Origin of the sequence: Paenarthrobacter histidinolovorans (assembly GCF_014647595.1) — a bacterium.
Lineage (GTDB): Bacteria > Actinomycetota > Actinomycetes > Actinomycetales > Micrococcaceae > Arthrobacter > Arthrobacter histidinolovorans.
This window is the reverse complement of record NZ_BMPM01000008.1, coordinates 1-20668: the sequence shown is the minus strand read 5'-3', so window position 1 is coordinate 20668 and position 20668 is coordinate 1. Positions and strand designations below refer to the sequence as shown.

Genomic DNA, 20668 nt, shown 5'->3' with positions numbered 1-20668 from the left:
GCACGCTTCATCATCAGGCCCGGGCCGGCTCTTCGGACCGGACGGGCGTTTCCAAGCCCAGGTTTTCGCGGAGCGTTGTGCCGCGGTACTCCGTGGGGTAGACCCCGCGTTCCTGGAGCTCGGGCACCAGGTGGTTCACGATGTCATCCAGGCCGGTGGGGATGAGCCACGGCGAGATGTTGAAGCCATCCACGGCACCTACCCTCGCGTATTCGGCGAGGTGGTCGGCCACGGCCGTGTAGGAGCCGGTGAACGTGGCGTCGATGCGTGCGGTCTTCGAGGTGACGAACTGACGGATGGAAAGGCCCTTGTCCTTCGCCTCGGCCCTCCACTGATCGGCAAGCTGGCGCGCCTTGGCACCGTGGAAACCGCTGCCACGCGTCTCGGAGGTCTCCTCGACCACAGGGTCGATCTCCGGAAGGGGACCGTCGGGATCGTAGGACGAGAGCTCGCGTCCCCAGAACTGTTCCAGGTAGGCAATCGCCTGTTGGGGCCCGATCTGCAGGCTCCGCACCCAGGCTTTCTTTTCCTGCGCTTCCTGGTCCGTGGCAGCAAGGATGAATTCGCTGGCAGGCATGATCTGCACCGCGTTGGCACCTCGTCCGGCGGCTACGGAACGTGAAACGATGTCGCGGCGGAACTCCACGGCGTCATCGAACTTGGGGTGTGCGGAGAAGATGACGTCTGCCTGGCGGGCGGCGAAGTCGCGGCCGTCCGGGGAATCGCCTGCCTGGAAGAGAACGGGGCGGTACTGGGCACTGCGCGGCAGACGCGGGGTGACGTCCACTGTGTAGTGCTGGCCTTCATGCAGCACCCGGCGTGCAGGACCGGAAGGAGTCTCCCAGGAGTCCCAGATCCGCTTGGCTGTTTCCACGAAAGCCTCTGCGTGCTTGTAGCGGTCCGCGTGGTCGAGGTAGCCGCCACGCCGGAAATTGGCCCCGGTCCAGGCGTTGTCAGTGGTCACCACGTTCCAGGCGGCCCTCCCGCCGGAGATGAGGTCCAGCGAGGACAAGCGGTGTGCCAGGTCTGCGGGGTCGTTGTAGGTGGTGTTCTGTGTTGCAACCAGTCCGATGTTCTTTGTCACCGAAGCCAGGGCAGCCAACATGGTCTGGGCGTCGGGCCTCCCGGCGACATCCAAGGCATGCGGACGCCCGAGGTGTTCGCGCAGCCGCAGCCCTTCCCCCAGGAAGAACGCGGCGAACTTGCCGCGCTCGGCGGTTTGCACGATGTGGCGGAACGATTCGAAGTCGGTCTGCGAACCGGATTCGGCTGCTTTCCAGATGGTGCCCGAGTTGACGCCCTGGAAGAAGATGCCGAACTGGATCCGGCCGCTGGGCTGGAAAATATCGCGTGTCATGCTGGTCCCTGCTTTCCTGCGGCGATGGCCGCGGCAGATGTCGAATAGCGGCTTTGGGGGCGTTCCAGCCCGAGTACATCGCGGAACGTCCCGTCCTGGACGGGCGGCCGCAATGAACCGAGGCGCCGCAGTTCCGGGAGGACCAGCCGTGACAGTTCCTCCAGCTCCACCTCAACTGCCGCGGGGTGGAGGCGGACTCCTTCGGCCTCGGCCAGCAGCACCTCCAGGAGGTCAATGAGTCCACCGGCGGGGCCCGAGTAGCGCGCCCGGTCGCTTTCGGGCGGGGCCGCCGGGCGGGAGGCCGCGCTTTGCCCGCGCGCGTCCAGCACGACGTCGAGCTCCGCCACGATCGCCACCGAACCGCCCAACCGTGCACGTACGTCCCGGATTTCGGCGGTGAGCAGCTCGGGTGTGGGCGCCGATACCAGGACAGCGTCGACCACCTCAACCGGCACCTGGCCTTCTCCCACCAGCTTCGCGGCTGCCAGCACGGGCAGCTGGCCTTGCAAGGGCCGGGGAATGATGGACGGACCCTTCACGGAATACGGCGTGCCACTGAAGTCAGCCGGGGTTTCGAAATCCACATAGTGAAGCTTGTCCACGTCCAAGTAGCGCCCCGTGGCGACGTCGCGGATCACGGCGTCGTCTTCCCAGGAATCCCACAACCGGCGGCCCACCTCAATGGACGCGGCGGCCTCCTGTGCCAGCGCGTCACCTTCAACGAAGGAACGTCCGACGGCGGCAGCGGCTTCGGGCGACTCGTCCGCGGTAACGATCCACCCGGCACGGCCGCCGGATACGTAGTCCAGGCTGGCGAGCTGCGTGGAGATGTGGAATGGCTCCGTATATACAGTGTCCACTTCGGGGACCACGGCGATGGTCCGTGTGATGGGTCCGGCGAAGGCCGCACGCTGCAGGGCGTTGGCGCGGCCTGCTTCCGGGGCGTCCTTGAAGGTTGCCGCGTGGAAGCCGGCGGACTCGGCGTCGAGGACGGCGCGGGCCAGGTTTACGTACCCGGCACCGTCGAGTTCAATGGCCAGGAACCCGCTGGCTTTCTTGTTGGAGATGCTCACTTTTGGTCCTGACGTTCGTAGGGAATCTTCTCGCCGGCTTCAATGGCCACTGGGAGCCGGTTTTCGGCGGGCGGCAGCGGGCAGGTCGCAAGGTCTGTATAGGCGCACGGCAGGTTCACGGCCCGGTTGAAGTCGAGCTGCACGGAGCCATCGGCTGCGGGGACCACGGACAGCGAACGGTTGGCCGCGTAGGTGGTCTTGCCCGAGGTTTGGTCGGTGAACAGCACGGACAGCGAACCCGGCGCGTGGCCGTTGAACGCGGTCAACGCCAGTTCCTCGCCGGCAAGCTTAAAGCGGATCTCGCCGGGCGCTTCGTACACGTGCTGGATACCCTCGACGGCGGCACCCACCGTTGTGGGTCGCGGAGCCTCGAACGGAACAAACGTGCCGGCAACGGCAAACGCCGCGTTCGGCGTGTAGGCGGGGGTGCCCTGGTACTCCTTCAAGAGGGCATTCGACGGATTCCGTGGACGCACAATGTACTCGCCACCGCGCTTGGCCACCTCAATCACTGTGTCTCCTGAGACCAGGTTGATGCCGCCGCGCTCTTCAATGGGTCCCAGTTCGATTGGGGTGGTCAGTTCCACGCCGTCCCGTTGCAGGCTCTCGCCCGGTTCCAGGACAACACGTACGACGTCGGCGTCCACACTCCAGGTGCCCGGGACACCTTCCAGCCGGGTGGCTTCGTTGCTGAGCCAGTGCAGGTGGGTTACAGCGAGGAAGCCGTGCGGGTGGGCACGGTGGCGTTCGTGGGCGGCGTGCCACTCCTGCCATTCCTCGTCGAAGGATTCGAGTGCGGCTGCGGCGTGCGCAGCGCTTTTAGTGTGCAAAGACATTTGCGTTGTCCGTCCTGTTGAAGGCATGGTCTGCTGTGACTGTTGCTGCTGCGTCGGGTTCGGTGGCGCCGGCGAATTGGGGACGGCCACCAAAGGGATCGCTGGCCTCCCACAAAGTGGTGGGCGCAGAAGCCCGGACTGCGGGAATGACGTCCAGGGCGAAGCGTTCCAGGATCTCGAGCTGCTGTTCGAACGGCAGCGTGGTGGGCAGGGAGATCGACTGGAGATCGTGGTTGTACAGCGAGTGGTAGCTGAGGATCTTGTCGATAACCTGCTCCGGGCTGCCCACCAGCGCAGGCCCCTCAGCAACCGCGTGCTGGATGTCCCTGAATGGTGAGTTGTTGCCGGGTACATTGCGCCCGGCAGTCAGACCCTCATACACCGGCCCGTACTGCCGGATGGCTTCCTGCGTGGTGTCCGCAATGAACACACCCCCTGCGCCGCTGCCCGAGCCCAAGTACTGGTGCCGCGGATCGTGCCCGTGGCGCTCGTACTCTTCGCGGTAGTGGTCGATCAGCACCTTGTAGTTCCCGCGCGGCTGGATGGCGTTGGCCGTAAACAGCGGATCACCCCACTTGGCGGCGAGCGCAGCGGACGTCAGGGTTGTAGCCGAGCCGTGCCAAATCCGGGGCGACCCCGCAAAGGGGCGGGGCGTCGTCGTGGTCGGCTCGGTCAGGGCGGGCCGGAAGCGGCCGGACCATGTGACGCTTTCCTTACGCCACAGCGTGCGCAGCAAAGAGTACTTTTCCGCGAGCAGCTCCCACTGGTCATCCAGGGACAGGCCGAACAGCGGGTACTGCAGGACCTCGTTGCCTTTGCCGATCACCAGCTCCAGGCGGCCGCGGCTCAGCTGGTCGATCGTGGCATAGTCCTCGGCCACCCGCACCGGATCCAGTACGGAGAGCACGGTGACGCCGGTCTGGAGTCGGATTCGCGTGGTGACTGCGGCAATCGCGGCGAGGACTGTCGTCGGGGATGACGAGACGAACTCGCCGGCGTGGCGCTCCCCTACGGAGAAGCTGTCGAAGCCGAGATCCTCCGCGCGGCGGGCCGTTTCCACAACCTGGTTGAGCCGGTCAGCGGTGGAGACGATCTCCCCCGTCACCGGATTTTTCAGGTGCGGGATGATGTCGAGGACCTGGAACTTCACTTTCCCGTCCCAAAAGTAGCTTCCGTGACGGTCTTGGATTCCGGCACTGCTTCTTCGGAAAGTCCCCAGCGTTCCAGGACCTTGCCGTAGGAACCGTCCTTGATGGTGGAGTTCAGGGCTTCGGTGATGGCCGGAGCCAGGCCGTTGCCCTTGAGGGTTGTGGCGGCCACCAAGGTCTCGGAGGGCCAGCCGGCGTTGACCTTGCCAACCACCTTCAGGTCATCGCGGGTGTTCTCGCGGTACGTCACCGAGGGGTACGGAGCGAGGTTCAGGTCGGTGCGGCCGGAGGAGAGCGCCAGGATGGTGTCGGCGTCTGAGGAGTAGTACTGGAGCGTGGCCGGGGCCTTGCCCTTGGCCTCGAGTTCCTTGTTCCAGGCCAGCAGGATCTTCTCCTGGTTGGTCCCCGAGCCCACGGAGATCTTCAGGCCGGAGATGTCGTCCGAGCCCTTGATGTCGTAGCTGGAGCTCTTCTTCGCTTCGAAGCCCATGAACGCGGCGCGGTACGTGGAGAAGTCGAACAGCTTCACGCGGGCTGCGTTGATGCCCACGTTGGAGAAGACGGCCTCGAAATCGCCGGACTGGGTCTTCAGTGGCCAGTTCTCCCACGATGTCACCTGAAGGTCCAGATCCAGGCCGAGCTTGTCGGCGACGAGCTGGGCAATGTCCACCTCCACACCAATCGGCGTCTTGTCATCGGTGGCATGGAAGGACAACGGAATGGAACCGGCAGTGGTGGCAACGGTCAGTTTGCCGTCCTTGGCGATGGCCGCCGGAACCGCGGCGGCCGCCGTCGTGTCCTTTTCGCCCCGGATCCGGTTCTGGTCCACGGAGGTGTTGTAGACGATTCCGTTCTTGGCGGCTTCGGATTCCGGCTTTGCTGCCGACGCTCCGGGATCGGAGCACCCCGCCAGCGCAGGGAGCACGACGGCGGGAAGTACAGCAAGTGCCAGGAGCCTGCTTTTGATTGGGCGCAGTTTTGATTCATTAGCGGCGAAGCCGTGGGCAGTGCGAAGCATGGGGTGTCCTAGATGTTGAAAGCTGGTTCGATGACTTTGGAGAAGAAGCTCCGGGTGCGTTCCTCGCGGGGGTTGGCAAAGATGTCCTGGGGCTTGCCGGACTCGACGATCAGTCCGTCATCCATGAACACCACCGTGTCTGCCACGTCCCGGGCAAAACCCATCTCGTGGGTCACCACGATCAGCGTGGTTCCGGACGTCGCGAGTTCCCGGATCACGTCGAGGACCTCGTTGACCAACTCGGGGTCCAACGCAGACGTGGGCTCGTCGAAGAGCAGGATCTTGGGATCGAGTGCCAGGGCCCGGGCGATCGCGACTCTCTGCTGCTGGCCGCCGGAGAGCTGGCGGGGGTAGGCATCGGCGCGGTCCTTCAAACCCACCCGGTCCAGGAGTTCCAAACCGCGCTTCCTGGCTTCGGTCTTGGACCGCTTCTGGGCCACGATCGGCGCCTCAATCACGTTCTCCAGTGCCGTGAGGTGCGGGAACAGATTGAAACTCTGGAACACCATGCCGATGTTGGTGCGCTGCTTGAGGATGTCCTTCTCGCGCAGTTCATGGAGCTTGTTGCCGCGGACCTCGTAGCCAACCAGTTCGCCGTCGATGGTGATGTAGCCGCCGTCGACCTTTTCCAGGTGGTTGATGGTCCGGAGCAGGGTGGACTTGCCGGAGCCGGAGGGGCCCACGATCACCGCGACGCCGCCCGGCGGAACCGACAACGTCACGCCTTTGAGGACTTCGGTTGCGCCGAAGGACTTGCGGACATTGGTGATGTCCACCTGTCCGCGGGTGGCAGCAGCCGGGGCGGTACCGGCCGAAACGTGCGCTGCTGCTTCGGCTGGTGTTCCGGCGGCGGGCGTTGCCGTCGTCGTGGATTCTTTGCGTGCGGCGATGATGCTCATCGGGCGTCCTTCGTGGGAGAGGCAGCAACGTGGGTGGCGAAGAATTTCCGTGCTTTCTGCAAGGGCGTCAGCGGCAGGTTCCGCACGGCACCCTTGGAGAAGTGGCGTTCGATGTAGTACTGGAAAACGCTCAGCACCGAGGTGATCACCACGTACCAAAGCGTTGCCACGAGGAGCAGCGGCAGCACCTGCTGCGTCCGGTTGTAGATGACCTGAACCGTGTAGAACAGCTCGGAGTAGGCCAGGACATAGACGATCGACGTGCCCTTGACCAGGCCAATGATCTCGTTGAAGGCATTGGGCAGGATGGCGCGCATTGCCTGCGGCAGGACGATCCTGGTACTCCGCTGCCACGCGGGAATGCCCAGCGCGGAGGCTGCCTCAAGCTGGCCTTGGTCCACGGAAAGGATGCCGCCGCGGATGATTTCCGCTGAGTAGGCCGCCTGGTTCAACGTAAGCCCCAGGACCGCTGCAGCGAACTGGCTGATCAGCGTGGTGGTCTGCGCTTCGAAGAAGCGGACGTCCGTGAAGGGGATGCCCAGGCTGATCTTCTCGTAAAGATAACCAAGGTTGTACCAAAGCAGGAGTTGGACCAGCAGCGGCGTCGACCGGAAGATCCAGGAAAAAGTCCACGAGACAGAAACCAGCAGCGGGGACGCCGACAACCGCATCAGGGCCAGGATGAACCCGAGGACGAATCCCAGGACTCCGGAGATGGCCGTGAGCTTAAGCGTCTCGATGAGCCCGTTGACCACGGACTGCGCGGTGAACCATTGAGCCACCACGCCCCACTCCCAACGGGGGTTGGTCACAAGGGACCATGCGATGGCGGCCACGCCGGCGGCCACCACCACCGTGCCCACCCAACGCCACGGATGACGGGCAGGAACCAGCTTGTACTCGGAGTAATCCGGGGTGGGCGGTGCAGTGTCCGCCGTGGCAGGCGGTGCGATTGCACTCATGCGCCACCTCATTTCAGATCGGTTGTTGTCTATCGGATGGCTGCCAATCTATGGGCGTGCGAAACCCCGCAGCAAGGCGGGAATTTGCACTTCTTCACTGGACTTCGCGGAGCTTCGCCGGGGTTCTCACGGCGTCACAATCGTCGTCATGCGGGGCCATATGCGTCGCTTCTTTGCGCCTGTTGACGGTGCGTGACGCGTGGTGAACGGCGGTTACCAGCTCCTCGACCGGCGGCCCGCTTCCTCCCTAGATTGGGGTGCACCAACCACCGCATTCCAGGAGATCCCATGCCGCCACGAGTACCCGTCATCGCCTTCATTGGCGGCGGTCCGCGCACGGCCGGTGTCCTTGAACGGCTTGCCGCCAATCAGCCCGGCCTGTTCCACGGCCCTCTGGATATCCACGTCATTGAGCCCTACCAGCCGGGCTCCGGGAGGATCTGGCGCTATGACCAGAGCCCGGGCATGCTGCTGAACTCCACAGCTGCGGATGTCACCATGTTCACCGATGAATCCGTGACATGCGACGGACCCTCCGTTCAAGGCCCGGGGCTGTCAGCCTGGGCCGCCGGCATTCTGGACGGCAGCATCCGCGACGTGCCTGCGTTGGAGCCGCACCTGCTTGCCCAGCTCCGTTCGCTGACCCCGTCGTCCTTCCCCACGCGCCAACTCCAGAGCAAGTACCTTGAGTGGTTCTTCGGCCGGGCCGTCAGCGCCCTTGGCCCCGAAACAACGGTGACGGTGCACCGCGACACAGCCACCGGCGTCGAGCGCTCTTCCGGCGATACGCACAGCGTGAGGCTGGCCACCGGAACCTTGGTGACGGCCGACGTCGTGGTGTACGCGCTGGGCCACACGGACTCCGTTCCTGATGTTGAGACAGCCCGCCTCAGCGAGTTCGCTGCCCGACACGGCGGGTTCCACGCGCCGCCGTCGTACACCACGGACGTTGACTACTCCGGCATTGAACCCGGCCAGGACGTGATCGTCTCAGGCATGGGCCTGGCGTTTGTGGACCTGCTGGTGCTGCTGTTCGAAGGCCGCGGGGGCCGCTTCGAGGAAAGGCCCGACGGCGGACTCGACTACGTGCCATCCGGCGCCGAGCCACGGCTCTGGGCAGGGTCACGACGCGGCGTGCCGTACCACTCCAAGATTTCCTCCACGCTGCGCACTCCCGTTGAGCGCCCACGGTACTTCACCGCATCGGCCATCGACGCCCTGCTGGCCGAGCACCAGGAACTCGATTTCCGCACGCAGCTCTGGCCGCTGATCGCCAAGGACGCAGGCTACGCCTACTACCGTGAACTGTTCACCGGCTACCCCGACCGGGTCCTGGGTTCGTGGGCCAGCTTTGAAGCCCGGTTCGATGCCCTTGACTGGTACAGCCCTCTCCGTGAGGAACTGGTGGCCGTTTCCGTTCCGGACCCCGGACTGCGCCTTGACCTGGAGAAGCTTGACCACCCGCTGAGTGGCTGCGCGTTCGCGGACCACGACACCGTGCAGCGGTCGGTCACCGCCTACATCCAGCGGGACGTGGACCTGCGGACCGGCCCGGACCACTCCGAGACACTGGCCCTGTTCACGGCGTTGCTGTTCGTGTACATGGACCTCGGCCGGCTGGTCCCACAAGAGCGGCTCAACGCCCGGTCCCAGCAGGCCATCCACGGCTGGTGGCACGGATTCTTCAGCTTCGTCGACTCCGGGCCACCGTCGCACCGCCTCCGGGAGATGCTCGCCCTGCACAGGGCCGGTTTCCTCAAGTTCCTGGGCCCGGGCATGTGGGTCCGGGCCGACGAGTCCCTGGGCCGGTTCGTGGCGGGGTCTTTCCAGTCGCCGGTGGTGGTGGACGCGTCCGCTTACATTGAGGCGCGGCTGCCTTCCGCGTCCGTGGAACGTTCCGCAAACCCGGCCCTGGCTGATCTGCACGACGCCGGATGGGGCACCGAGCAGAGGCTGCTCACCTCCGAGGGCACACACTCCACCGGCAAACTCCTGATCTCCGGGAATTACCAGGTACTGTCTCCTGTTGGTACACCACAGCAGGGTTTGTTTGCCATCGGTCCCTGGACCTCGGGCTGGGGCGCCGGAGCCTTCGCGCGCCCCAACACCAACGCAGCCCCGTTCCGGGAGAACGACGCCCTTGCGCGCAGGATCCTGACCACCGTTGCTGCCACCCACCCAACTGAGTCGCAGTTAACGTCGTTTTGAACCCTCAAAACGACCTCATCTGCTACCTACATGGGTTCCACCTACGAAAGGCCCAGACATGACAACAACGCCAACCCTGCCGACGTCGGGCCTTACCGTCCTCAGCCTGCCGATGCGCGATCCGCGCGTCCGCCCGCTCCTGGACGAGCTCGCCGTCGAATACAACACCCGTTACGGTGACTTGTTCAGCAGCGAAGGGGCAGCCGAGGAGCTGAACCGCTACCCCGCCGAAGAATTCGCTCCGCCGCACGGCGCACTCATCATCATTCAGGAAAACGGCGAATCCGTGGCGGGAGGCGCCTTCAGGCGCTACGACGAGCACACGGCCGAGCTCAAGCGGATCTGGACCCACTCCGCCCATCGCCGCCGCGGGCTGGCGCGCCTGGTACTGACCGAACTGGAGAACGAGGCTCGACGCCGGGGCTACCGGAAGCTGTACCTCACCACCGGGCCGCGACAGCCGGAGGCCAAAAATCTGTACCTCGCCACCGGCTACAAAGCCCTGTTCGACCTCGCCGCAGACCCCGAAGACATCAAGCATTTGGCCTTCAGCAAGGATCTTGCACTGCCCAGCTAAGCTATGCGCATGGCCAACAAAACGACTGCCGAAAAACTCGCCACCATCCAGCAGGGGTACACCCTGGAAGGTGCCACGATCGAGCTGGGTGCCGCGATCGTGGACGGCGAAGTCCACAAGGAAGCCCAGGTCCGCCTGCCCCTCGCCATGATGAACCGCCACGGCCTCGTGGCTGGCGCCACCGGTACCGGCAAGACGGTCACGCTGCACATGATCGCCGAACAACTCTCGACGGCGGGCGTCCCGGTCTTCCTCGCGGACATCAAGGGTGATCTGTCAGGATTGGCGACGCCGGCCACCGGCAGTGAGAAGCTGACGGCACGGACGTCCGCGCTGGGCCAGGACTGGCAGGCCAAGAACTTTCCGGTGGAGTTCCTTTCGCTGGGCGGCGACGGCAACGGCATTCCGGTCCGTGCCACCATTACCTCGTTCGGGCCCATCCTGCTCTCCCGGATCATGGACCTCAACGACACCCAGGAGTCCAGCCTCCAGCTGATCTTCCATTTCGCGGACCAGAAGAACCTTGAACTGATCGACCTCAAGGACCTCCGCGCCGTAATCCAGTTCCTGACCTCGGACGAAGGAAAGGCCGAACTCGCCGAACTGGGCGGGCTGTCAAAGGCTACCGCCGGCGTGATCCTCCGGGAGCTGGTCGGCTTGGAAGCGCAGGGCATGGAGAAGTTCTTCGGCGAACCCGAGTTCGACACCGCCGAGTTGCTCCGCACGGCACCCGACGGCCGAGGGGTGGTCAGCTGCCTGGAACTGCCCACGCTCCAGACCAAGCCCCTCCTGTTCTCCACGTTCCTCATGTGGCTCTTGGCAGATCTCTTCGAGGACCTTCCCGAAGCCGGTGACCTCGACAAACCCAAGCTCGTGTTCTTCCTGGACGAAGCACACCTGCTGTTCAACAACGCCTCCAAGGCCTTCCTTGAAGCCATCACCACCACCGTCCGGCTCATCCGTTCCAAGGGCGTGGGTATTTTCTTCGTCACCCAGACGCCCAAGGATGTTCCGGCAGACGTGCTGGGCCAGTTGGCCAACCGCGTGCAGCACGCCCTGCGTGCGTTCACCCCCGAGGACGCCAAGGCTTTGAAGGCCACCGTGTCCACCTTCCCTGTGAGTGACTACGACCTCGAAAAAACCTTGACCTCGGCCGGCATTGGCGAGGCCGTCATCACCGTCATGAACGAGAAAGGTGCTCCCACGCCGGTGGCGTTGACCCGCCTCCGTGCCCCCGAGTCCGTCATGGGCCCCAGCGCCGACGATCTCATCAAGAGCACCATCGCCGCGTCCCCGCTCCTGGCGAAGTACGGGACAGCCGTGGACAACCTCTCGGCGTACGAGAAACTCAATGGCCAGGCAGCCGCACCGACAGGCGATGCCGCACCCGGCCTGCCGCCCGTGCCTTCTTCCGGTGCGCCGGCTGGAACATCCCAAGCGGACATCGACGCCGAAGCGCGCCGTATCGAGGAAGAGATCCTGGGACGGCCCAGTTCACGGCCGTCCACTTCAACCACCGACTCCTTCCCGGCGCCGCCCGCTCCCCTTCCTGTCCCGCAGCAAGCACCACCGCAGGAAAGCGGCGTGTTCGGCGACATCGCCGGAGCCCTTGGCGGCGCGCTGGGTGGCGGCCTCAAGAGCATGGTCCGTTCCATGGGAACCCAGCTCGGCCGCGACCTCATGCGCGGAGTCTTTGGCACCTCGTCACGTCGCCGGCGCTAGTTCCGCCCGGCCCGACTGAACCACGACGCCGGGTGGCAGCAAGGCCTGCTGCCACCCGCCGTCGGGCTTCTCCAGACGACGGATAAACGTCATAACGGGTACCTCCTGCACGGCGGGGGCTGTTGCGGCGGGTAACGTAAAGGGCGTGCAGTTGAGTCAAGCGTTCGTCAAGACCGCAGCCGGATGGCTGCTCGGTCTGATGCTTGCTGTCGTCGGCGCGATCGTCTGCATCAACCTGGTGGGCTCTTCGGTGGCCAGTCCGCAGCAGCCTGTCAAGGAGTATCTGCAAGCGCTCCAGGACGGCAAAGGCGAAGAAGCCTTGGGGCTCCTGCGTGCCAAAGTGCCCAGCGCCAACGCGGCCATGCTCGATGGAACGGCCCTTCAAACTGCCGCCTCCAAACTGTCCGATGTCCACGTGGGAAATCCGGAATCCCGCAGCGCAAACCGGGTGGCCGTCCCTGTGGACTACACCTTGGACGGCAGCCGGCTCCACACGGAATTCCTCATGGAACGTACCGGGACACAGTGGCTGTTCTTCGGGAAGTGGGCGTTCGTGCCCACCACCCTGCCCACCATTGATGTGACCGTGGTTAACTCCAGCGAAGCCACCCTCAACGGCGTCCCCGTCAACATGCCCAACGGCCGCAACACGTTCGCCGTGTTCTTCCCGGGCAAGTACGAGGCCAGCCTGAACGGCACCTACTTCGAAGCTCCCGCAAGCTCCGCGCTCGTCACGACGCGCGAAGGCGGACAGGCGCCCCTGAACTTGCAGACCCGATCAACCAAGGCCATGAACGACGCCGTTGCCGGCAAAGTCCGTGAGTTCCTGGACACCTGCGCCGCCCAAGCCACCGAGCAGCAGCGCCTGCAGCCCGACTGCCCGTTCTACCACGTCAGCAATGCACGGGTTGTGGACGGGACCATCAAATGGGCCATCACGGAGTACCCCAAGATCACCATTGAACCGTTCGGCGGCAAATGGGTTGTTGCTCCCTTGAACGGCAAGGCAACGTTGACCGCCAGGGAGGTCAACCTGTTCACGGGGCTCGTAAACGATCTCAACGTGGAGCACGACTTCAGCTTCACCACCCAGTTGGATGTCAGCGGCGATACCGTGACGGTCACGCCCCTGCTGACGTTCTAGTTCTTGCTGCCGGACTGGCCCGGTTTCCACCCCCGAGTCCCTCAATCAGTGCCCGTGGTTGTGGGAGAGCCGCCCAAAAGTGGGCTAGTTCGACCACAGACGAGCTGGCCCATGAAGAAGAACTTCACGCACATGTTGGAGCATCTTCTCCGGCGCGTGCACGACGTCGTCATAGAAGAACCTCAGCACCAGCATTCCTTGCCTGATTGCTTCGTTGTCCCGCCTGCGGTCTTTCTTGAACTGACGCGGCTCCAGATGGAACGCCAGGCCGTCGAGTTCAACTATGAGGAATCCTTCAAGAAGAAAGTCGACGGTGCCTATACCCTCGATCCAGACTTGTGTCTCGGTGCGGATCCCTACGTCGCGGAAAAGGACCCGTGCCAGGGTTTCCAAGAGGGACCCTGCACCCCGGTCCACTTTGGCCAGAACATCACGGGCCTGACCACTTCGGTTGCCAAGTAGATGACGACGTAGATACCCGAGCCCGATGTCACCGCGGATGTACGCGCTCTCCACCATCACCAGTGCTTCCAATGGAGGCAGGCAGAGAAGCGCGTGCAAAAGAACATCCGGAAGGGCAACGTACGGCTCGTTCGGTCGAGGTTGGGACAGGGACAGCCTGTGGCTGATGCACCCTGCAGTACGTCGGCCATTGCTTTGCCAGTAGTGGGGCTCAGCGGGTTTGTGCAGCAACCACAGGTCGTAACGGCTTGCAGCTGATGCGCAGGTGAGCAGCGATCTCGCTTTTACTGCTGCGACAAACGCCGGGTCGGCAGCCGGAAGGCGCAGCACTCCACGTTCGACGCGTTGGACACTTCCCGCCCGCAACGCGGATCGAATCGCCGTTTCACTGGCACCCTGAGCCCGCACCTGCCGCGTCATGGCAACGCCACCCAATCGTCGCAGGGCATCCTCTGGTTTCATCCCTCCAGCCTGCTGTTCCAGCCAACAGGTGGGCAGCGCCGGGGTGGTCTATGTGGACAACTCGGGACCGGAGTAGCCCACTTTTGACTGTCCGGGGGCACAGAAAAGCCCGGGCCTACCCCTCGGAGGAGTCAAACCCGGGCCATTCCAGCAGTACGGCTTAGTCCATGCCGCGGAGGTCCAGCACCAGCTCCGACTCCCCGTCGGCCTGCAGGACCACCGGGATGCCCCAATCCTGCTGATACAGGTGGCATGCTGCGTGGTCCGGGATTTCGCCGTCTTCGGTCTCCGGCCCATCACAAGCGGCCGCGCGGGCCGTGATGTGCAGGATTCCCTCGGGGACATCCGCAGACAGTTCCAGGGTACGCAGCAGACCCACCGAGGTCCCACCGCCTGAAACCAAGAGTTCGGGCGGCGTGGAGGAAATCTTCATCTGGGTGGGGTCGCCCCACCGGTCATCAAGTTTTTGCCCGGTGGGAGCCTTGAAGCGCACCGCAAGCTCAAGGGTCCCGGGGGTCACCGGGCTCTTGGGACGGTGCGTCTGCGACGCGCCCTCATCCACTTGCTGGGCTTCCTTGGGGATCGGAACCAGGACCAACTGGTGCTTGTTCGATTCCACCACTACCAGCAGCGGATCGCTGCCTTCCACTTGGACCACGACGACGTCGCTCGGCTCAGCGAGACCTCTGGCCAGGGTGGAGACGGACTTGGTGGCGGGGTCATAGCGGCGTACGGCCCCGTTGTAGGTGTCGGCGATGGCCACGGAGTTGTCCGGCAGCACCGTCACACCCAGGGGGTGCTGCAAGCGGGCTTCCGATGCTTCGCCGTCGCGGAAACCGAAATCGAACAGGCCCTTGCCCACGGCTGTTTCCACGGTCACGCCGGAATCGCTGACCACCAGGCGGCGCAGTGATGACGTTTCGGAGTCAGCTACCCAGATGTTGTCTTCGCCGTCGATTGCCAGACCGGAGGATTGGGCAAACCAGGCTTCCTCGGCTTTGCCGTCCAGCAAACCTTCAAGACCTGAACCGGCCAGGATGGAGACCTGGTTGGCCAGGGGGTCGAAAGCAAAGATCTGGTGGGTTCCGGCCATGGCGATGACCACCTTCTGCAGCTTCTCGCTCCAGACCACATCCCACGGCGAGGAGAGGGAAACCTCCGTGCCCTTTCCGAGGGCTCCGACATCCAGGGCGTCTCCCGCGAAGTCAGCCGGACCGGCGTCGTGGTGTTCGGACCATGTACCGGCGCCGGAATCGGTGACGCGGGCGGGGCCAGTGTCCAGGAGGCGCTGCACGCCGTTGCCTGCGATCGTCTGGACGTATCCCGAGCTGAGGGTCACGCCGCGAAGGCGGTGGTTGACAGTGTCCGCCACCACAGCGTCGTATCCGAGCTTCCAGGCCAGCTCCGAGGGAAGAAGGGTAACGCCCTGGGGTTCGTTGAATTGGGCAATTTCCGATTGCCCGTCCAGGTAACCCTTGGTGCCGGAACCAATGATGCGTTCCACTGTTTCCAGGTCGGGGCGCAACTCCACCAAACGGTGATGGCCGGAGTCCACTACCAGGTAGTTCCCGTTGGGAAGCTGGGTCGCTTTGCCGGGGAAGCGCAACGTGCCCGACGTTGGCACCGGGGCAACGTACGGGCCGTCGCCGCGGTGAAGTGTCCCCTTGGCTTCATGCTCAGCAACGAGCTCTTCGAGCAGGACTGAGAGGCCGTCTGCGTGGCCCTCGCCGGAAAGGTGGGCCACAATGTAGCCCTCGGGGTCCACAACCACCAACGTGGGCCAGGCACGGGCGGTGTAAGCCTTCCACGTGGCCAGTTCCGGGTCATCCAGGACCGGGTGGTGGATCTCATAGCGTTCAACCGCGGATGCCAAAGCAACCGGGTCTGCCTCGTGTTCAAACTTGGGCGAATGCACGCCAACGGTTACCAGCACGTCCGAGTACTTTTCTTCCAACGGCCGCAACTCGTCCAGCACGTGGAGGCAGTTGATGCAGCAGAAGGTCCAGAAATCGAGAAGCACGATCTTTCCGCGCAGGGACTCGAGGTCCAGGGACTTACCGCCGGTGTTGAGCCAGCCGCGGCCCTCGAGTTCGGAGGCCCGGACCCGGTGTTGGGTACGTACGGTTTCGCTCATCAGCGTCCTTCCAGCTTGGTGTTCGGGTCAGTCTGCCCGGCATTGTCGTTCGTGGGGCGCTCCGCCTGGGCCGTCGTGGTTGCCCGGGGAGTGCGGCTTGCAAGCTTGGCATCGCGCTCAGCCAATCGGGCAAACATATCGTTGTAAGCACTGAGATCGGCGTCGTTATTCCTGTCGGCCGCGCGGTCCACGCGGCGCTTCTCCCGTTCGTCGGAGCGGGACCACATGACTGCCACCCCGATAGCCACCAGCAATGTAGGAATTTCGCCGATGCCCCAAGCAACGGCACCACCGAGTTGCTGGTCACCCAGAGCCGAGGGGCCCCAGGCCCGGCCAAGGTTTCCGAAGTAGTCGGCAGCGAGCAAGCCGGTGCCGCCCATGATGGACACTCCGAAGAATGCGTGGAAGCCCATGGTTGCCAGCAGGAGCAGCAACCGCATCGGATATGGTGCACGACGCGGCAAGGGATCGCTGCCGATCATGCTCAGGACAAAGATGTAGCCGGTCAGCAGGAAGTGCAGGTTCATGAGCTCGTGACCCACGTGCTCGCGCATGGCCAGACCGAATAGGTCCGAGTAGTAGAACAAGACGATGGACCCAGCGAAGTTTGCCGCCGCGAACAGGGGGTGGGTGACAACCTGCGAGAACCTGGAGTGCACGAACAGAAGCAACCATTCCCGCAAGCCCCGGGAGCCGTGGGTACCTTCACCCCGGGACGGGAGTGCGCGCAGTGCCAGGGTTACGGGAGCCCCAAGCACCAGGAAGATGGGCGCCACCATGGTGAGGGCCATGTGGTCCACCATGTGCGCAGAGAACAGCACACGGCCATAAACAGCCGGTGGGCCGGAGGTGATGTACGTGAGGACCACCAGGCCGATCACCCAGTTCACTGTCCGGAACACGGACCACTGGTCTCCACGACGACGGACCTTGACGATGCCCATGATGTAGGAGACGGCACCAAACAACGCCACGCCTACCCACAGCCAATCGAAGCGCCACTCTGTGAGCCAGCGCTCAGGGGTAAGTTCCGGTGGCAGCTCGTATCCGGAGAGGATGAAGGAGGGCGAGGCATCCGGCGCGTAGGTGGTGGGCTGCGGCGGAGCCGAGCGTCCGAGCGCAACGGCGAGTCCCGACGTCGCACCCATCACCAGCAGCTCAACCAGAACCAGTTGCCACAGCACCCGGCGCGCGGACATGGAACCGTTCTTACCGAGTTGCGGGATGACCCACTGGCGGTGCATGAAGCCGATACCGCCCAGTACCAATGTGGCGAGGGCCTTGGCCACGATCAGCTGGCCGTAAGAGGAACCGAAGAGGTCGGCGGGGTTGGTGACCCGGATGGCCGCATTGATGACACCGGAAGCGAACACCAGAACGAAGGCGAAGCCGGCCAGCGACGAGAAGCGCCGGAGCGTCTGCTCCGTGATGTCCGGAGTTCCTGTCTTCCGTGAGCCGGTGAGGATTCCCGATAGGACCGCCAGCATGATGATGCCGCCCACCCAAGTGGAGACGCCCACCAGGTGGAGGCCCAGGGAATTGATGGCGCCCTCGTGGTCGCTCGAGCTGGAAGAGTGGCCGATCAGCGCTGTGGGAATCAGGCCAATCAGCGCGAGCACGAGCGTAAACGCCAAGCCCGTCAACGACCGGACCCCGAACAGGGCTGTGGTGACCACGGCGGCAATAATGGTGACGGCCAACCAGGCCTTGCCGGTTTCGATGTCCGTCATGAAATAGACCAGCGAACGGGTGAACTCGGCATCCCCGGAGAGCGGCTGGCCGGCGACATCCGCGTACGTCAGGACGAGGACCGCCACTGCGGACAAGGTCCATGCAGCGCCTGCGGCAGCAGCGACCGCGAGGGCCCTTGAAAACGCTGGATGCTCCGGAGCGTCGGCGTCTTTCTCCCGGGAACGGGATCCGCCCAGATTCTTGGGCAGGATGCCCACGGCGAAGATCAAGCCGCCGACCACGGTCGCCACCGACACGTTGTGGATGGCCTTGGCAAACGGAAGACCCCATCTGACCAGTGCGCCGGGATCTGAAACCTGGCGGGCCGCCGAGGCCCCGGAGAAGATCAGCGCCCCGGCAAGAATGATGAACAGGACCGCCAGGCCCGCCAACTGCCAAGGAAGGGAAATTCCCGCGACTGTAGAGCCTCCACGTGCTCCCGGCTTGGGAGGGGACGACGGGGCAGTTGCGGAACTTCTTGCTGACGGCACCTATCCATTGTCCGCTACCTGTCGCCGGGCTGCGAATCGAAGGGGCGCTATGTGGATTAACCCAAAGAAGAAGGGACGGCAACCATCAGGTTGCCGCCCCTTCAAGGCCTGTGCCGAAGAAGTTACTTCTTCTTGGCGACTGCTGCCTTCAGCTTGGAGCCAGCGGTCAGCTTGACGCTGTGGCCGGCTGCGATCTGGATGGTTTCGCCGGTCTGCGGGTTGCGGCCGGTGCGGGCTGCACGGTCGGTGCGCTCGACGGCGAGCCAGCCCGGGATGGTGATCTTCTCGCCGGCGGCGACAGAAGTCTCGAAAACTTCGAACAGTGCATCGAGCACGGAGTTGACTGCTGCCTGGCTGGTGCCAGCCTTGCCTGCTACCTCTGCAACGAGTTCACTACGGTTCTTAGCCATTTACGTCCTCCTGGACTCATACGTTTTTGAGCTTTCAAGCGGAATGCGAGCAAGCCACTGTTCGAAAACTTACCAGCTTGGGATGCCTTGGCCAGCAAATTCCGCGTGTTTCCGCGCCTTTTTGACCAAAATCACCGGAATTTCGGGGTTTTTTGGAGCCGTTTAAGCCCTTGGCGTACCCTGCGTCCTTGCCGCTGCTCCTGCGCCGTGCCAGTCAGAACAGGATGCGCTGGAACAAAACGTGGTCCTGCCACTCGCCAGCGATCTGAAGGTAGGACGGCGCTACGCCGATCCTGTCAAAACCGCAACGCCCCAGGACAGCCTGGGACGGGGCGTTGTGGAGCAGGGTTGCGGCCTGGATCCTGTGGAGGTCAAGTTCCTGTGTGGCCATATCGACGACGGCGGCTACCGCAGCTGACGCGGCGCCCCCGCCTGTACGGTCCTGGTCGATCTTGGCGCGAATGACGGCTTCCTGGCCATGCTCGGTGAAGAATCCGTCATCGCGGGTGGGCTCCCAGGGCGCCAGATGTCCGCGATTACGCAGGTACGCACCAGCCAAATCCGCGGCGTCTGAGAGCTCAAGGGGACGAAGAAGCAACTGGTCACCACTGCCGCCCCTGCCGATGGGCACGCTCCGCACGAGATTCATTCCCAGACTCTACCGCCGCTTCCTTGGCCAATTGCGCAGGTGGCCGCAGAGTGATAACTTTCGGGTGATCGTGAACATTCGGCAGGAGGTGAGACCCATGAACGCAGTATCCATAGTGGGCGCTCCCTGCAGTCCACGATCCCGCGACTAAGCTGGTCGCTATCAGGAGCGCCCGTCACGCACATCGCGAAAGGCGCTCCCTTGAACACTTCCTCTTCTTCACCCTTTAACAACAATTCGACGGCGGCATCCAGCCGCGCGGGCACCGTCCAGTCCCAGGCGGAGACCGGCTCCGCCGTCCAGCAACCGTCCACCAGGCAGCGGGCATTGGTCCTTGGCGGTGGCGGCTCCACAGGCAACGCATGGCTCATCGGCGTCGTAGCCGGCCTTTTTGACGCCGGACTGGATGTCGCCACCCCCGAGCTCACCATTGGCACATCAGCGGGGTCGACCGCGGCGGCCCAACTGGCCGGAGCCAGCCCCATCGAGCTCTTTGAAGCCATCCTCAGTTCTGTTCCGCAGAAACCCGCAGGCGCTAAAGGGACCGATAAGTCCGCGCCCCGCCAAGCTTCCGCCGTGCCCGTTCGTTCCGCGACTGGACCCGATACCGAAACGGGACGCACTATCGAAACGCGACGCACTGCCACGAGACCCGTGGTGGATCACATGGAGCGAACCGGCAACATCATGAAGGCCTCCTCGAGCATGGCGGATATGCGCCGCCGGCTTGGAGCGGCTGCCGTAGAGATCGCCGCTTCCATGGAAGGTGCCAGCGCGCGCTGGCGGGCCACAGTGGCAACCCGCTTGCCGCAGGCCCAGTGGCCGGAAAGAGCGATTCTCCTGACAGCCGTCAATGCCCGGACAGGTGAACCGGTGGTGTTCGACCGGGACAGCGGCGTGGATCTCGTGGATGCAGTGGCTGCCAGCTGCGCCAGCGGTTTCGCCTACAGCATCGGCGACGAGCAATACATCGACGGCGGATACCGCACCAACGCCGAGAACGCGGACCTGGCAGCCGGATACGGAAGCGTGCTGGTGTTGTCACCCTTCGGTGGGCGGACACGGACTCCTGCTGAGTGGGGCATGCACCTGGCCGGCCAAGTGGACGCCCTGCGTGCCGGCGGCAGCCAGGTGGAAACAGTCATCCCGGACAGCGAAGCCGAGCATATGTTCGGCGTCAATGCGATGGACTTTTCCCTAAGGCCGGCCGCCGCTCGGGTCGGCTTTGAACAGGGCCGGGTCCTGGCTTCCAGGTTGGCCGGCTTCTGGGTTGGGTGTTAGTGGTGTTGGTTTGTTAAATGGCAAGAGCCCCGACCCTTTTGGGGGGTTGGGGCTCTTGGCTAATGGTTGTCCGGCGGTGTCCTACTCTCCCACACCCTCCCGGG

17 protein-coding genes are annotated in these 20668 nt (G+C 64.1%); 5 read left to right on the top strand and 12 right to left on the bottom strand.

The window, feature by feature from the left end; all coding sequences use genetic code 11:
• Positions 1-13 precede the first annotated feature (13 nt).
• Genes IEY62_RS16905 through IEY62_RS16875 form a run of 7 tightly spaced genes read right to left on the bottom strand, consistent with a single transcriptional unit; the run spans position 14 to position 7293 of the window.
• Complete coding sequence (locus IEY62_RS16905) at positions 14-1357, bottom strand: NtaA/DmoA family FMN-dependent monooxygenase (RefSeq protein ID WP_189019974.1); 1344 nt, start codon at positions 1355-1357, stop codon at positions 14-16.
• Positions 1354-2430: an LLM class flavin-dependent oxidoreductase gene (locus tag IEY62_RS16900; RefSeq protein WP_189019972.1), complete on the bottom strand. Its 1077-nt coding sequence runs from the start codon at positions 2428-2430 to the stop codon at positions 1354-1356. Before IEY62_RS16900 ends, IEY62_RS16905 begins: the two co-directional genes overlap by 4 nt.
• The gene (locus tag IEY62_RS16895; RefSeq protein WP_189019970.1) at positions 2427-3266 is read right to left on the bottom strand and encodes a DUF1684 domain-containing protein; all 840 of its coding nucleotides are present in this window, start codon (positions 3264-3266) and stop codon (positions 2427-2429) included. The genes IEY62_RS16900 and IEY62_RS16895 overlap by 4 nt, the downstream gene beginning before the upstream one ends.
• The gene (locus IEY62_RS16890) at positions 3250-4416 is read right to left on the bottom strand and encodes an LLM class flavin-dependent oxidoreductase (RefSeq protein ID WP_189019967.1); all 1167 of its coding nucleotides are present in this window, start codon (positions 4414-4416) and stop codon (positions 3250-3252) included. The genes IEY62_RS16895 and IEY62_RS16890 overlap by 17 nt, the downstream gene beginning before the upstream one ends.
• Positions 4413-5432: an ABC transporter substrate-binding protein gene (locus IEY62_RS16885; RefSeq protein WP_189019965.1), complete on the bottom strand. Its 1020-nt coding sequence runs from the start codon at positions 5430-5432 to the stop codon at positions 4413-4415. Before IEY62_RS16885 ends, IEY62_RS16890 begins: the two co-directional genes overlap by 4 nt.
• 8 nt (positions 5433-5440) lie before the next feature.
• Positions 5441-6331, bottom strand: a complete 891-nt coding sequence (locus IEY62_RS16880; protein ID WP_229785407.1) for an amino acid ABC transporter ATP-binding protein — start codon at positions 6329-6331, stop codon at positions 5441-5443.
• Complete coding sequence (locus IEY62_RS16875; protein ID WP_189019964.1) at positions 6328-7293, bottom strand: amino acid ABC transporter permease; 966 nt, start codon at positions 7291-7293, stop codon at positions 6328-6330. Before IEY62_RS16875 ends, IEY62_RS16880 begins: the two co-directional genes overlap by 4 nt.
• A 288-nt stretch (positions 7294-7581) precedes the next feature.
• Here IEY62_RS16875 and IEY62_RS16870 point away from each other — a divergent pair, with 288 nt between their 5' ends.
• From IEY62_RS16870 to IEY62_RS16855, 4 genes are all read left to right on the top strand, one after another.
• A complete protein-coding gene (locus IEY62_RS16870) occupies positions 7582-9501 on the top strand; it encodes an FAD/NAD(P)-binding protein (protein ID WP_189019962.1) in 1920 nt (639 codons plus the stop codon).
• 58 nt (positions 9502-9559) lie between these two features.
• Positions 9560-10078, top strand: a complete 519-nt coding sequence (locus IEY62_RS16865) for a GNAT family N-acetyltransferase (protein ID WP_189019960.1) — start codon at positions 9560-9562, stop codon at positions 10076-10078.
• Between the two features lie 9 nt (positions 10079-10087).
• Positions 10088-11800, top strand: a complete 1713-nt coding sequence (locus tag IEY62_RS16860; RefSeq protein WP_189019958.1) for a helicase HerA-like domain-containing protein — start codon at positions 10088-10090, stop codon at positions 11798-11800.
• A gap of 151 nt (positions 11801-11951) precedes the next feature.
• Positions 11952-12944 carry a hypothetical protein gene (locus tag IEY62_RS16855; RefSeq protein WP_189020331.1) on the top strand — a complete coding sequence of 331 codons (993 nt, stop codon included), beginning with the start codon at positions 11952-11954 and terminating at the stop codon, positions 12942-12944.
• Positions 12945-13028: 84 nt separating this feature from the next.
• Here the strand turns inward: IEY62_RS16855 and IEY62_RS16850 are convergent, their stop codons facing one another.
• The 5 genes from IEY62_RS16850 to IEY62_RS16830 form a co-directional block, all read right to left on the bottom strand.
• Complete coding sequence (locus IEY62_RS16850; RefSeq protein ID WP_189019956.1) at positions 13029-13868, bottom strand: type IV toxin-antitoxin system AbiEi family antitoxin domain-containing protein; 840 nt, start codon at positions 13866-13868, stop codon at positions 13029-13031.
• A 160-nt stretch (positions 13869-14028) separates the two neighbouring features.
• Positions 14029-16002 (bottom strand): NHL domain-containing thioredoxin family protein, encoded by a 1974-nt coding sequence (locus IEY62_RS16845; protein ID WP_189019954.1) that lies wholly within the window; start codon positions 16000-16002, stop codon positions 14029-14031.
• A complete protein-coding gene (locus IEY62_RS16840; RefSeq protein WP_189019952.1) occupies positions 16002-18224 on the bottom strand; it encodes a cytochrome c oxidase assembly protein in 2223 nt (740 codons plus the stop codon). Before IEY62_RS16840 ends, IEY62_RS16845 begins: the two co-directional genes overlap by 1 nt.
• Positions 18225-18346: 122 nt before the next feature.
• A complete protein-coding gene (locus tag IEY62_RS16835; RefSeq protein WP_011776355.1) occupies positions 18347-18634 on the bottom strand; it encodes an HU family DNA-binding protein in 288 nt (95 codons plus the stop codon).
• A gap of 214 nt (positions 18635-18848) precedes the next feature.
• The gene (locus tag IEY62_RS16830; RefSeq protein ID WP_189019950.1) at positions 18849-19283 is read right to left on the bottom strand and encodes a GNAT family N-acetyltransferase; all 435 of its coding nucleotides are present in this window, start codon (positions 19281-19283) and stop codon (positions 18849-18851) included.
• A 201-nt stretch (positions 19284-19484) separates the two neighbouring features.
• Here IEY62_RS16830 and IEY62_RS16825 point away from each other — a divergent pair, with 201 nt between their 5' ends.
• Positions 19485-20564, top strand: coding sequence for a patatin-like phospholipase family protein (locus IEY62_RS16825; RefSeq protein ID WP_189019948.1), 1080 nt, complete (start codon positions 19485-19487; stop codon positions 20562-20564).
• The last annotated feature ends 104 nt before the right edge of the window (positions 20565-20668 follow it).